This is a genomic window from Lysinibacillus sp. NPDC093216, from assembly GCF_050280325.1.
Classification (GTDB): Bacteria; Bacillota; Bacilli; order Bacillales_A; family Planococcaceae; genus Lysinibacillus.
In genome coordinates this window covers 129,338-143,297 of the sequence record NZ_JBNNVB010000003.1, presented here as the reverse complement: position 1 = coordinate 143,297, position 13,960 = coordinate 129,338, and the positions used below count along the sequence as shown (strand labels likewise).

General features: G+C 36.5%; 13 protein-coding genes. 10 read left to right on the top strand and 3 right to left on the bottom strand.

Annotation, left to right across the window (positions count from 1 at the left end; genetic code table 11):
* Positions 1-260: 260 nt before the first annotated feature.
* Entirely contained in the window at positions 261-1,955 is a 1,695-nt protein-coding gene (locus tag ACQKOG_RS05340; protein ID WP_427445445.1) for a methyl-accepting chemotaxis protein, read from the bottom strand.
* Between the two features lie 309 nt (positions 1,956-2,264).
* Between ACQKOG_RS05340 and ACQKOG_RS05335 the strand changes: the two genes are divergently transcribed.
* The 5 genes from ACQKOG_RS05335 (at position 2,265) to ACQKOG_RS05315 (ending at position 5,655) form a co-directional block, all read left to right on the top strand.
* A complete protein-coding gene (locus ACQKOG_RS05335) occupies positions 2,265-2,759 on the top strand; it encodes a DUF1648 domain-containing protein (protein WP_427445442.1) in 495 nt (164 codons plus the stop codon).
* A 124-nt stretch (positions 2,760-2,883) separates the two neighbouring features.
* Entirely contained in the window at positions 2,884-3,540 is a 657-nt protein-coding gene (locus ACQKOG_RS05330) for a YdeI/OmpD-associated family protein (RefSeq protein WP_427445439.1), read from the top strand.
* Between the two features lie 218 nt (positions 3,541-3,758).
* On the top strand, positions 3,759-4,196 hold the full coding sequence (locus ACQKOG_RS05325) for a DUF1801 domain-containing protein (protein WP_427445436.1): 438 nt from the start codon (positions 3,759-3,761) through the stop codon (positions 4,194-4,196).
* On the top strand, positions 4,193-4,570 hold the full coding sequence (locus ACQKOG_RS05320) for a VOC family protein (RefSeq protein ID WP_427445433.1): 378 nt from the start codon (positions 4,193-4,195) through the stop codon (positions 4,568-4,570). The genes ACQKOG_RS05325 and ACQKOG_RS05320 overlap by 4 nt, the downstream gene beginning before the upstream one ends.
* A gap of 104 nt (positions 4,571-4,674) precedes the next feature.
* Positions 4,675-5,655 carry a GNAT family N-acetyltransferase gene (locus ACQKOG_RS05315; protein ID WP_427445431.1) on the top strand — a complete coding sequence of 327 codons (981 nt, stop codon included), beginning with the start codon at positions 4,675-4,677 and terminating at the stop codon, positions 5,653-5,655.
* A gap of 52 nt (positions 5,656-5,707) precedes the next feature.
* Here ACQKOG_RS05315 and ACQKOG_RS05310 read toward each other — a convergent pair whose 3' ends face one another.
* Positions 5,708-6,145 carry an Rrf2 family transcriptional regulator gene (locus ACQKOG_RS05310; protein WP_370077083.1) on the bottom strand — a complete coding sequence of 146 codons (438 nt, stop codon included), beginning with the start codon at positions 6,143-6,145 and terminating at the stop codon, positions 5,708-5,710.
* 190 nt (positions 6,146-6,335) lie between these two features.
* Between ACQKOG_RS05310 and hmpA the strand changes: the two genes are divergently transcribed.
* Entirely contained in the window at positions 6,336-7,502 is a 1,167-nt protein-coding gene (hmpA, locus tag ACQKOG_RS05305) for an NO-inducible flavohemoprotein (RefSeq protein ID WP_370077082.1), read from the top strand.
* A gap of 67 nt (positions 7,503-7,569) precedes the next feature.
* Here the strand turns inward: hmpA and ACQKOG_RS05300 are convergent, their stop codons facing one another.
* Complete coding sequence (locus ACQKOG_RS05300) at positions 7,570-8,403, bottom strand: MetQ/NlpA family ABC transporter substrate-binding protein (RefSeq protein WP_370077080.1); 834 nt, start codon at positions 8,401-8,403, stop codon at positions 7,570-7,572.
* A gap of 550 nt (positions 8,404-8,953) precedes the next feature.
* Here ACQKOG_RS05300 and ACQKOG_RS05295 point away from each other — a divergent pair.
* From ACQKOG_RS05295 to ACQKOG_RS05280, 4 genes are read left to right on the top strand one after another with little or no spacing between them, the layout of a single operon-like run.
* Positions 8,954-10,423 (top strand): 4-hydroxyphenylacetate 3-hydroxylase family protein, encoded by a 1,470-nt coding sequence (locus ACQKOG_RS05295; RefSeq protein WP_370077078.1) that lies wholly within the window; start codon positions 8,954-8,956, stop codon positions 10,421-10,423.
* Entirely contained in the window at positions 10,386-11,801 is a 1,416-nt protein-coding gene (locus ACQKOG_RS05290; protein WP_370077076.1) for a 4-hydroxyphenylacetate 3-hydroxylase N-terminal domain-containing protein, read from the top strand. Before ACQKOG_RS05295 ends, ACQKOG_RS05290 begins: the two co-directional genes overlap by 38 nt.
* A gap of 16 nt (positions 11,802-11,817) precedes the next feature.
* Complete coding sequence (locus tag ACQKOG_RS05285) at positions 11,818-12,861, top strand: LLM class flavin-dependent oxidoreductase (protein ID WP_427445425.1); 1,044 nt, start codon at positions 11,818-11,820, stop codon at positions 12,859-12,861.
* A gap of 16 nt (positions 12,862-12,877) precedes the next feature.
* Positions 12,878-13,930: an LLM class flavin-dependent oxidoreductase gene (locus tag ACQKOG_RS05280; RefSeq protein WP_249074810.1), complete on the top strand. Its 1,053-nt coding sequence runs from the start codon at positions 12,878-12,880 to the stop codon at positions 13,928-13,930.
* The last annotated feature ends 30 nt before the right edge of the window (positions 13,931-13,960 follow it).

Genomic DNA, 13,960 nt, shown 5'->3' with positions numbered 1-13,960 from the left:
AGGTAGATACTTTGAAAACAGCTCATACGTTTAACTATAGTCGTGGTGCTTCGAGGCATAATATTGTTAAAATGCATGCAATGTATTCAAGTTATTGGAGTGGAGGTTAGGCGACTCCTTCGTGACCAACATCGTGTTGGCCCGAGACCCTGCAGCGAAGCGAAGCGGCTCATCGGACGCCCCCAGGAAAGCGCCTAGTCGGAACGGAAATCAACCCCACGTTATGATAATTAGCTATTATAGAAACTTTACCAAATTCCTTAATCCACCTTAAAACGCGAAACCTGTGTTTGTAATTCCTCGGCCATGTTTGATAGTGTGGCAGCAGAAGCGGCAACTTCTTCAATAGTCGCTAGTTGTTCCTCAGAAGCAGAAGCTACATTTTGTAGATTTGAAGAAGACATCTGTGCGATTGTTGCAATTTCATCGAAGGATGCGTAAATTTGCTCAGCACTCGATGACATTTCTTCTGAAACTGTTGTTGCTTCTTGAATTTGGTGGGATACTTGTTCGATCAGTTCAACGATTTTTGAGAAGCCTTCCTCAGCTACTTTTACAACTTGCATACCGACTTTTACCTCTTGTGTACCAGTATCCATAACAGTTACGGCACGGTTTGTATCCTGTTGTATATCTGAAATCAGACTTGCAATTTGTTCAGCAGATTGCTTAGATTGCTCCGCTAACTTCTTTACTTCATCCGCAACTACTGCAAAACCGCGACCATGATCCCCTGCACGCGCTGCCTCAATTGCAGCATTCAATGCTAGTAAATTTGTTTGCTCAGCGATGTCTGTGATGAGACTAATAATATTTCCGATTTCAATGGAATGATTTCCTAAATTTTTCACGACGCTAGCCGATTCTAAAACCGCTGAATTAATTGTGTCCATCTGTGTAATAACACGGTGTAGCGATTCATTTCCGTTATTAGCTTCAGTATTTGTTTCTATAGCAAGCTCTGAAACGGCAGCTGTCGTCGCAGCCAATTGTTGAATGCCTTTTGTCATAGTTTTCATAGCTGCTGAACTTTCAGTAGCATTTTTTCCTTGGGCCTCGGAGCCACTTGCAACTTCTTGTATAGAGGAAGTGATTTGTTCTGTCGCTTGGATTGTTTGTTCAGCGCTTGCAGTTAATTCAGCAGCAGAACCACTTACTTGCACGGTGTTATGACGTACATTTGTAATAAGATCCTTTAAATTTGTTGCCATTTGATTAAAGGCAAGTGCTAAATCACCTACCTCATCACGATTTTTAATGTGAATTTGCTCAGCTGTTAAATCGCCATCAGCGATCTTTTTCGCAGCTTTTGCCATACCTTTGATAGGGCGGGAGATAAGGCTTCCCATGACCATAGCAATTATCAGACTAATGACGACGGCAAAAACGCCAAGAATAATCATTTGGAATTTAATGGATTGTATTTCTTTTGATGTAGCAGCTATTTGCCCTTTTATATATTCATCTTGGTAGTTAGCAAGGTTAGCCACACGGTTATCGAATTGTTTAATAAGTAGGCGGCCTTGTGTACTATCAAGCTTTTCGTATTGCTCTGTTTCTCCAGCAGCCTTTAATGAAAACATTCGATCTGCGAACTGTTGGACATCTTGCTCGCTTTTATTGATTGCCTCTAATAACTCAATAGATTTTTGAGAATCGAACGAAGCCTTTAATTCATCATATTTCTTTTTAAATTCTTCACGTGAAGCCGTATTACTTTGAAAATTTTGCTCGTTACCAAGTAATAGATAACCTCTGATATTTATAATTTCTTGTTTAGCAATTGTGCGTAGCTCTTGAATACTAATAGATTTAGTTGTTTGTTCTTCGAGTAACACACGATATGTTTTGTTTACTGCATTAAGCTGTTTAAAATTTAATCCGATTGTTCCAACTAATACTAAAATAACAATAAAAAAACCGAGTACTAACTTCTTGTAGATAGTAAATCGCATAGTTGTTGTTTCCTTTCTCAGTAATTTAGTAGAAATGTTACAAAAAAGTGAAATATGTATATACCATTTATATCAGATTATACGAATTTTACAAAGTATTGTGATTATTTTTACAATATGTAAAAGGGGTAATAAGGTAATTAGTCGCGGGTAGAATGATAAAAAAGTTGAATGATTCGCTTTTTTACAGTAAGTAAAGGCGGATAGTTACCTATGAATCTCAAAAATTATGACAATTTGCATAAATTTGAAACTAATTGAACTGTAGTAACGTAAAATGAATAAAGGAACAAGCAAGGGTGTGGGAAGATGTATAGGCCAATTTTGAAATTGCCGAAAACAAAATATGAAAAGATTTGGGACTTTATCGGTGGCGGGCTATTTGTACTGTCCATCCTTTATATTGTTGTAATGTGGGGCCAACTACCCGAAAAGATTCCAGGTCATTTTAATGGTGCAGGAGAAGTTAATCGGTGGGGTTCGAAAATAGAGTTACTCATCCTTCCGTTTATCGGAATATTGCTGTGGATATTACTAGGGCTCCTTGAAAAAATTCCGCATATTCATAATTACCCAGCACGCTTAAATGAAAGTAATGTAGAGGCATTTTATTTAAATAGCCGAAAAATATTGAATGAAATAAAAAACCTTTGTCTAATTATATTTACAGCTATATCATTCCAAATGGTACGTATTGCACTTGGAGAGGCAGAGAGTCTTGGTTGGTGGTTTCTACCAGCGGTGTTAATTGTAATGGCCATTCCGATTATTAGAGGGATAGTTACGGCTACAAAAATTAAATAGCTTATCTCAATCTTAAACGCTCGAGAATATTCGAGCGTTTTTTTGTACGAAAATGGCACTAAATCAGCTATACTATCAAAACTAAGAGAAAATTGTATTGATAATTAGAAGAGGTGTCAAAACTATGCAAAAGAAATTTAAAATTAAGGATGGACTATCCATTGCCATTCATAATCAACCAGAGGAGATGCAATTAGAGGGAATAGCTCAAACAGGGAACGCACCTCATGATCGAATAATTGCCTTTGTGTTTACTATTGATGAAATGGTAACGTATTTACAAAATGTACTAAAGTTAAACACTCTTAAGGAACAAGGTTATTTATTTTTTGTTTATCCGAAAAAAGGTAATAAGAAGTATGATCAGTTTATCCACCGCGATGAAATCTTCCCAGCAATTCAAGTGGACGAGGAAAAATACATTGTTGGCAGTGATTATAAATTTGCAAGTCTTATGTCATTAGATGAGACATTTTCTATAGTAAGTATAAAGAGAGATGGCAAGGGACGCGGCAAGAAGAAGACAGCGAGTAGTCAGTGCGTTAGTGACTATGAAGGTATGATTCCTCAATTGTGTGATTCACTTGCGGAAAATCCGGGTGATTTAATATTTTATGATGGATTAACACCGGGTTATCAAAAGGACTGGGCCCGATATATCTATAGTGCAAAAAAGGAAGAGACGCAAGTAGCACGTTTAGAGGAGATGCGCGAAATTATTAGATTAGGCTACAAAACAAAGGAATTATACCGAAAAGCAAAGGCGGAGGGTAAAGCATAAATTACATAGAGGCTTTATTGATTCCTATAAATGATGCTATATTCATTGTAATTGGCAATCCTATGATTAGCCTAGTTAGTGAAATAAGACAGCAATTAGGATTTATTATGTAGCGGAGCGATTAAATATTTAGTCGGAGCGGAAATCAATTCTATGTTATGGAATGAGTTTTCTAATTAATAAAAACACACACTACTATGTTGAAAAGAGGGCAGAGAATGAAGAACTCATATATTGAGCAAGTGGATGAAAAATGGCGGGAGAGTTTTGCCAAACTTGTGGATGTGGTAGAAAGCAATTTACCAGAGGGTTTTGAAGAAAGCATGTATTATGACATGGTAAGCTATGTTGTTCCACTAACTACTTATCCGAAGGGCTATCATGTCACGCCGAATACTCCCTTGCCCTTTATAAGTCTTGCTGCACAGAAACGCCATATTGCAGTTTATCATATGGGCATTTATACAGATCAAGCGTTACTCTCGTGGTTCCAAGAGGAGTATGCGAAACGAGTACCGACGAAACTCAATATGGGGAAAAGCTGTATTCGTTTTACAAGCACTAAAAATATTCCGTATGAATTAATAGGTGAGCTTGTTGCGAAAATGACACCAGCACAATGGATTACAAAATATGAAGGGGAGTTAAATAAATGAAAAGTGCCACTACATTTTTAATGTTTCAGGGACAAGCTAATGAAGCTATTCTGCAATATCAACAGTGGTTTTCAGAATTACAGGTGGAAAGCTTAACTTACATGGAAAACTCACAACAGGTTGCGATGGCTGTTCTTTATTTAAAAGGTTTGAAAATGATGGTGAATGATAGTGTAATACAGCATAACTTTACATTTACACCGTCAACTTCTATTTTTATGGAATGTGAGTCTGAAGAAGAGATCGACAGTCTAGTTGCTCAAATTTTAGAAGGTGGACAAGCTTTAATGCCACTTAATAATTATGGATTTTCTAAGAAATTTGCCTGGATTCAGGATCGTTTTGGTGTATCTTGGCAACTAACGTATAATTGATTTTCAGAAGAAATATATATAAATAAATGGATGAAATAACTTCATTATGTTAGTAGAGGATGTTACACAGTCCGTTGTTAATCATGTTAAAAGGAGAATAGCATATGGTAGTAACTTTAGTGAGACACGATATAAAATATGCTGAAGCGATGCATGCACTGTCTTCTATGCCACAGGTTCGAGATGCACTAGGGTTACCTGCTGGCAAAGTGGAAGATACGATTAATTTTATTAAACGTGAATGTGTGGACGAAGAAGCTGGAAAGACAGTCCCTCGTGTTGTCTTAGATGAGGAAGGGCAACTGATTGGTGTGACGGCGTTAATGTTTATTGATCACAATAAAAAGAGTTGTCATATTGGCTCATGGCTGGGCCATGAGTTTTGGGGAAAGGGCTATAATCTTCAAGCAAAAGTTGCAATCTTAGATATTGCATTCTTTGAGTTAGGGCTAAAGCGTGTTTTTGCAGGAGCTAGAAAGGTCAATATACGCTCACAAAAGGCACAGGAAAAGTTGTCTTTTATTCGATTAGGAGTTGAGAATGATTTTCCGCAAGAGCATTCATGGCTAGAGATTAAAGAAAAGCAGCCGTGTGTTTTAAATGTTTTTGAGCGCGAAGATTTTGTTCAATATCGTACAACCTTAAAGAAAGTGGAAGGTGTAAGGGAAGACTATTTGCCACAATTATTATTAGCTGATGAAAGTGAAGTCGCTGTTCGAGAATATTTAAATGACGGTGAATTATACGAGATTAAATGTGGTGAGCAGTTAGCGGGCGTAGCGTTACTTCTTAAACAGTCTGATTCAACAGTTGAGTTGAAAAATATAGCGATTGTACCGAAGTATCAAGGTAAAGGACTTGGGAAAGAAGCACTGCGACAAATAACAACCATTTGTCAATCACAAGGATATCAAACGATAATAGTTGGTACTGCAAATTCTAGTATTGATAATATTGCCTTCTATCAAAAAGCAGGTTTTCGTATGGAAGCCATTGAAAAAGATTTTTTCAGTAATTACCCAGAGCCAATCTATGAAAATGGCATTCGTGCACTAGATATGATTTTCTTTTCAAAGGCATTGTAAAATATTTTAGACATAAAGAAATACCCGTCCAACTTGAGTTGTGCGGGTATTTTTAATCGCCAAGCAACAGTGCCATCAACTTTTCTTTTGAATGTAAAAAGTCATCTAGAGTATAGCGATCTAAGACGGTTAAATAGGCCTGTAATGCTTCGTATAATACGCCTTTTAGCTGGCATTCCGGAGCAATTTTACATAGATTATTTTCTTTGTCAAAGCATTCGACAAGATGAAAATCCTCTTCTGTATGACGTACTATTTCACCAATTGTAATGGTCTTTGGATCAATTGCTAGGCGAATTCCTCCGCCACGCCCTCGAATCGTTTCAATATAGCCCAATAATCCAAGTTGGTGTGTCACCTTCATTAAATGGTTTTTCGATATATTATAAGCATCTGAAATTTCTTGGATAGTTGATAATTGGCCATCTTCCTTCGCACCCAAATATATGAGTGTTCGGAGGGAATAATCTGTGTATAAAGTTAAGCGCATAAGAACACCCTACTTTCTATAGTTCAAAATAATTATAGCATTTTTACCTTGAAGTATTATAAATTCAATACTTTTTTAAAGATGTATTTAAAATACATTAATTATGTCCATTTTGTTAAAGATGTATTTCATATATTGCTTTTAAAAAGTGAGAGCGTTATATTGTAATCACGAAAGGGTGGTAAGCGATATGTTAAAACAAGAAACAGTACAAATTATTAAAGCAACAGTTCCTGTATTAGAAGTTCACGGAGTGGAAATTACTAAAACATTTTATAAAAATTTGTTCCAAGCTCATCCAGAATTATTAAATATTTTTAACCATACAAATCAAGAAAAAGGTCGTCAGCAAACAGCATTAGCAAACACAGTTTATGCTGCGGCAGTTCATATTGAAAATTTAGAAGCTATTTTACCAGCGGTGATGTTAATTGCTCATAAACACCGTAGTCTAGGAATTTTACCTGAGCATTATCCAATAGTAGGAGAAAACTTACTAAAAGCGATTAAAGAAGTGCTTGGTGATGCAGCAACAGATGATATCATTAATGCATGGGCTGAAGCATATGGCGTCATTGCAGATATCTTCATTCAAGTAGAAGAAGAGCTATATCAAAAAGCTGAGGGTAATGGCGGATGGCGCTTATTTAAACCGTTGAAAGTAGCGAAAAAAGTAGTAGAAAGTGATCTTGTTACATCTATCTACTTTGAAAATGAAGATGGTTCCCCTCTACCAGCTTATGAGCCAGGTCAATATATCAGTATTCGTGTGAAAGTACCAGGTGAAGAGTATTTAATGAACCGTCAATATACACTTTCACAAGCAAGTACAGAAGACGGCTATCGTATTTCTGTAAAACGTGAAAGCGATCATACGCCAAATGGTAAAGTATCTAACTTTATTCACGACGTATTAGAAGTCGGAGATTTAGTGGATGTAAGTGCTCCAGCAGGACTATTTGTTTTAGAAGAAACTTCTGCTCCAATTACATTTGTAAGCGGTGGTATCGGGGTAACACCATTAAACAGTATGCTGCAATCACTAAAAGATGATGCGGCAAATGAAGTGAGCTTTATTCAATGTGCGCGCAATGAAAAAGTTGTAGCATTTAGCGATGACATTCAAAAGAAAGTAAATGTGCTTCCAAATGCAACATATACAGCGTTATATTCGGATGAAGATAAGAAAATAACAAAAGAATTTTTAGCTGAAAAAGTAGCCAACAATGCAGATGTTTACGTATGTGGACCTGCTGGCTTTATGGAAGCGGTCATTAAAAATTTACATGAGATTGGCGTGAAAGACGAAAAAATTCATTATGAATTCTTTGGTCCAGCCATGCAATTAGTAAAATAAAATTTTCAAAATTATAGGTGACGTGCTTTTATTTAAAAGCACGTCATCTTTTTAATTTCATAAAGAATTAGTTTTTAAAATAATCTGGTCGATGAAATCCTTCGTAGTCTTTATTGGATTCAATAAATTTCTGAAAATCTGCAGAATGATATGCTTCAATTAAATCCTTTACAAATTTTTTATCTTTATCCTCAGTGCGAACTGCTAATAGGTTTTGGTATTCGAAAGTTGGGTTCTCTAATGCTAAGTTCGATGATAGTTTTCTTCCAGATGACAAAATAAAGTTACCATTTACAAGTGCAAAATCTACGTCAGACAGTGAACGTGGCAATTGTGCTTGCTCCATTTCGACGAAATCAATAGTGTATACATATTTAGTGATATCTTGTTTACTCACTGTAGTGGGTGAATAACCTTCTTTTAGTTCAATCCATCCAAGATCGTCTAAGATTCGTAGAGCACGTGCAATATTAGCTGGATCATTAGGAATTGCTACTGTATATTCTTTATTTTTTTCTAAACTGTCGATAGAATCAAAACGATCTGAATAGACCCCCATTGGTGCAGTAGGAACTTTAAGTATTTCTGTCAAATCTAAATGCTTCTCTTTTTTAAAGTTTTCCAAATAGGCTGTGTGTTGAAAAATATTAGCATCAATTGAGCCATCACCTAAAGCGATATTAGGCTGGATAATATTACTGAATTCAATTGTTTCAATTGTGTATCCTTTTTCTTTTAGTATCGGTGCAATGCCAAGTTGAAATTGGTCGCTGTATGGACCGGGTGTAAAACCTATTTTAATTGTTTTATTTGATGTATCTTGTGCAGTCCCGTTTGAATTACAAGCTGCTAACACTGATATCAATAGCATAGTACTTAAAAGGAAAAGAAATTGTTTCATTTTTTTTATCCTCCATTATCTAAAAAAGTAATATTGACACTGACTACTAGATATAAGCAATAAAAAAACGCGTAAACGACAATTGTTTACACGCCTCCGGTGATTCCGGTCAGTAATTATTTTAATACCAATTGGATTAGTAGGATTATAGCAAACGCTTTTTTATAAATCAATAAGTTTTTAACTTCTTTCAGTAAGTGTTTTGGTAGCGAAAGCGAAGAGACAGGTAACAGAAGTCTCCCACTTCTATAGGTGGTGAGATGAATGCGGCGGACGCAATTTAGCCGCGGTAAATTGATCAATTAATTTTAAAAGTATACTTGACTTATTGGTTTTGTTTGGTTTAATATGTAAATTAATTTATATAATGTGGCGACTGAAAAAATCGGAGCTTTAGTTTTAGAACTAAAAGCTCCGATTTTGTTTTTTGCCTAAAAAAATATTCATAGTGACCATAAAAATGGAGCTCTCATTGATGTCTTAAGCGAAGATTTGCGAAGGAGATTTGGTGGGAGTTTTTTGTGTTCATGAAAAGGAGTTGGAGAAATAAATGTCCTTTAGTGGAAGTTTGAAAGATGGAAGAAGTGTGTGGCTGGACGGAGTAAAAGTGGACGTAACAACTCATCCTGCCTTTACGGGAACATTAGAAACTATCACAAATTTAATAGCACTTCTAGATGATGAGAAGAATCAAAGCATTGCAGGCTTTAAAAGTCCGAAAAGTAATCGATTTGTTCATAGTGCATTTTATATTCCACGTAGCTATGAGGATTTAATAAAGCGTAAAAAAGCATTTGCTCTATGGTCGAATAAAACCTATGGAGTGATGAGTCGTTTATCAGATTATGCTAATTCTCTAATTACCGGATACTATTTGGATCGTCATCAGTTTGCGCAATATGATGTTGAATTTGTTGAAAAAATAACGAAATATTATGAGTTAGCTAGAGATGAACGGCGAATTGTGACTACTGCAATTTTGGATCCTCAAATTGATCGTTCGAAACTAGCAGAAGAGCAAGGTGAAGATGCATTATTACGTATTATACGGGAGACCGAGGAGGGGGTAGTTGTACGAGGGGCTAAAATGATTGCAACTGGTGCTCCGTATGCACATGATGTCATTGTTACCTCTCCGCAAAAATTATCATCAAATCAAATAGCACAAGCAAATATGTTTATTGTGCCATTAAACTTACCTGGACTACAAATTGTTTGTCGAGAATCATTTGCTTCAAATAAAGAACATCATAAATTAAGTTCAAGATTCGATGAAATGGACGCTGTTTTATTATTTGACGATGTTTTAATTCCGTGGGATAGGGTGCTTATTAAAGGTTCACCTGAGGGCGTGTTGAAAGCTCATCAGCATCAGCAAATCGATGCGCTAGCACAGCATCAAACGGTGGTTCGTTTACTATCAAAATTAGAATTTATTGCTGGAGTTACAACAGCAATAGCTCAATCAATTGGTGCAGATTACTTTCTACATGTTCAAGAAAAAATAGGGGAGCTTTATACACAAATTGATAGTATTGAAGCTTTATTAATTTCATCTGAAAAAGAAGGGCATCTAAATGAGCAGAAAGTTTATTTACCTAATATTACGCCACTCCAAACAGCAAGAAATTTAGGTACCCATTTCTATGGCCGTGCTCTAGATATTTTAAAGCAGATTGGAGCAGGAGGCTTTATTCAATTATCGTCATCTCCGATCCCAGAAAATCATGAGCTATACCCGTTATTTTCTAAATACTATAAAGGGGCAAAGGTGGATGCACAAACAAAAGAAAAGTTATTTAGAATTGGGTGGGAGCTTATTGGTAGTCAACTCGGCTCACGTCATGATTTATACGAACGGTTTTATACAGGGGATCCAATTCGCGTTTATGCATTGCAGTATGAAACTTATGATAAGTCCTATTTGAAAAATAAGCTAAATCATTTTTTGAGTAATTTGATTGAAGGGGAGGTAAACGAAGATGAATACGCCGATTCCGTATTTGCAGAGGTTGAATAATGGGCGAACAGTTTGGTTAGATGGGGAGATTGTTAATAATTTAGAAAACCATAACGCCTTTAAAGGGACTGTTCAAACAATACAGCATTTATTAAATTTACAAACAGTGGAGCCGACAAAATCGATTTTAACGTATGAAACGGAAAAAGGTACAAATGCCCATTTATCTTTTTTAGTTCCAACATCAATCAATGATTTGAAAAGGAAAAGTTTAGCTTATAAATGCTGGGTAGATGAAACATTTGGCGTAATGAGCCGTTTATCCGAATATTCTCGTTCGCAGTTAGTAGGTTGGTATGCAAGTAGACAACAATTAGATGTTTTGACACCGGGCATTGCAACAAAGCTTGAAAAACTATACGAAGAGTCGCGTGATTTAGATTTATTATCAACGGTAGCTGCACATGACCCGCAAAAAAACCGTTCAAAATCTGCTGAAGAGATAGAGCACGGGAAATTACGTGTAGTTACTAAAAATGAAGAAGGCATTTTTGTGAGTGGTGCCAAAACAATTGCTACAGCAGCACCATATGTAGATGAACTGCTCATAACCTCTTATCATAAGCGAGGGTTAGAGGAAGCACTAATGGCAAATGTATTTTATGTTCCAACCTCAGCTCAAGGGCTACATATGGTATGTCGAGAATCGTTTGCTTCAACTGATACAAACAACCATCCTTTAAGCTCTCGTTTTGATGAAATGGATGCTGTCTTAATTTTTGATAATGTTCTAATCCCTTGGGAAAGGGTGTTGGTAGCAGAAGATCCTGAATTAGCTTGGAAGTTACGAATAGAAACGGCATCATCCTTGTTAAGTCAGCATCAAACGGTTGTACGCCTGATTAGTAAATTAGAATCGGTCGTCTCAATTGGCAACGAACTAGCGGAAACAGCTGGAGCGACGGAGTTTTTACATGTAAAAGAGAAGTTGAGTGAGTTAATCATACAGTTAGAAACTATAAAGGGCTTATTAAATGCGGCTGAATATGAAGCTATCGAACACAATGGAATTTATCTACCTAAACAACGATTTTTAACGACTGCCCGAAATTTAGGTACACGTTATTATCCACGTGCTTTGGAAATATTACAGCAAATTGGAGCAAGCGGATTACTGCAAGTGCCGTCTACTATTGAAGAAATCAATGGGCCAATAGGCGACAAGATACAGTCGTATTATGGAGGTACACATACAAGTGCATTTGCAAGAACCAAATTTATTAAACTAGCTTGGGATTTAATAGGTAGTCAACTTGGAGCGCGTCACGAATTATATGAACGTTTTTATTCAGGTGATCCTGTTCGTACCTTTGCAGCGCAATATCAAAATTACAGTGAAAAGGATCGATTGTTAAAGCTAGTGGAAGAATTTAATTAGGTAAGGAGAGAGAACTATGAAACCACATTTTTATTGGTTTGCTCCTACAAATGGAGACGGAAGGTATTTAGGGTTAAAGCAACCTGAAAGAGAGCCGACCTTTGAGTATTTAGTAGATGTAGCTCAAACGGCAGAAAAAGCAGGATTTGAAGGGATTTTGATTCCAACAGGTATTCCTTATTTAGATTCTTGGCTTGTAGGGTCTGCGATCATTCATCAGACAAAGCATATAAAACCGTTAATTGCATTTAGACCCGGCTTTGTTTCACCGACAGTTGCATCTAAAATGGCAGCAACTTTAGATCGATTTTCGAAGGGGAGAGTGTTGGTCAATGTTGTAACGGGCGGTTCAGAAAAAGAGCTAGCACAAGACGGTGACTATTTATCACACCAACAACGCTATGAACGTACAGATGAATTTTTAACTGTAGTGAAAGAAACATGGCGAGGAGAATCGTTTCATCATGATGGCGAGTTTTTTAATGTAACTGAAGGAAAGTTGATTCCTACTCTCTATCAAGAAAAAGGTATTCCTATTTATTTTGGAGGTTCTTCCGATGTGGCTAAGGAAATAGCTGCTAAAGCTGCAGATGTTTATTTGCAATGGGGGGAGCCAATTGCGAGCATTCAGGAACAAATTCAAGATGTTGAAAGACGAGCTAAAAAGTATAATCGTCAATTAGAGTACGGTATTCGAATTCATATAGTTGTACGGGATACAGAACAAGAGGCTTGGGATGCTGCTTATAACATTATTAGTAAAATTGAAAACCCTGTACAATCGAATCTTAATCGATATTATGAAACGGTAGATTCAGTGGCTCAAAAAAGAATGAATGTCCTTACTGCTGAAAACGAGCGATTTGATCAATACAGTTGGGCAGGTATCGGGAAAATTCGAAAAGGTGCAGGAACCGCCATTGTTGGTACACCGGAGCAAGTAAAAGCAGGGTTGCAAGCGTATATTGATATCGGCGTAAGGCACTTTATTTTATCAGGCTTCCCTCATAAAGAGGAAGCGGAAATTTTCGGAGAAAAGGTATTGCCATTATTTGAGTAAATGGAGTGATCATTGAATGGAATTTGTTATTTGGGGCTCAAATTTAGCAGGTGGATTTTTACGTTCTAGGATAGAGCAAAATACAGAAGGAAGCTTTGAGTACAATAAAACATTGATAAAATTGGCTGAAAAGTTAGATATAAATGCTGTTTTATTTCCAATTCGATATATGGGTAATATTGGTGGTAATGATAGTGCTGAAGAAGGGCAGCTGGATGCCCTAACGATTGCGGCAGCGTTATTTGCTGAAACGAAAAATATTCACTTTATAGCAGCTGTTTTGCCTGGGTTCATCCATCCAGCAACTTTAGCTAAAATAGGTTCAACAATAGACGTCATTTCAAATGGGAGATTTCATATTAATTTAGTGAGTGGTTGGTTTAAAAAAGAGCAAGAAACCTTTGGTATTGAGTGGATCAACCATGAAGATCGGTATCGACGTTCAACAGAGTATTTAGAGGTATTGAAAGGTCTTTGGTCACAAGACAACTTTAGCTATGAGGGCGATTTCTATACAATAAAAAATGCTACGCTTACACCAAAACCAATTCAAAAGCCATATCCTTCAATTTATCAAGGTGGTAATTCAGAAGACGCTCAAGTTATGGCAGGCGTGCACAGTGATGTTTATTTTATGAACGGAGCTCCGATTGTAGAGTTGCAAAAACAGATTGAAAATGTAACTGAGATTGCGAAAAGAAAGGGGCGGACGATAAAATTTGCTGTTAATGCATTTGTGATTGCCCGTAAAACTTCTGAAGAAGCGTTCCGAGAATTTCAATCTATTATTGACCATGCAGATGAAGAAGCAATCCTGCAGTTCCAGAATCGCAAAGAAACGTTAGGGATGTGGAAAAATGCCACTCAGTTAAGTGATTTTGTAGCTAATAATGAAGGTTTTCGTACAGGGTTAATCGGTAGTTATGATGAAGTAATTGCTAAATTACAAGAATTAAGTAGCATCGGTATTGAAAAGGTACTAATTACATTTAAAGAACCGTTAAAGGAATTACCGGAATTTCATAAACATGTTAGCACAAAACTAAATCACAGTATTTTTAACCATTAAAACATTGTAATTCTATAGGTTAAATAAAAA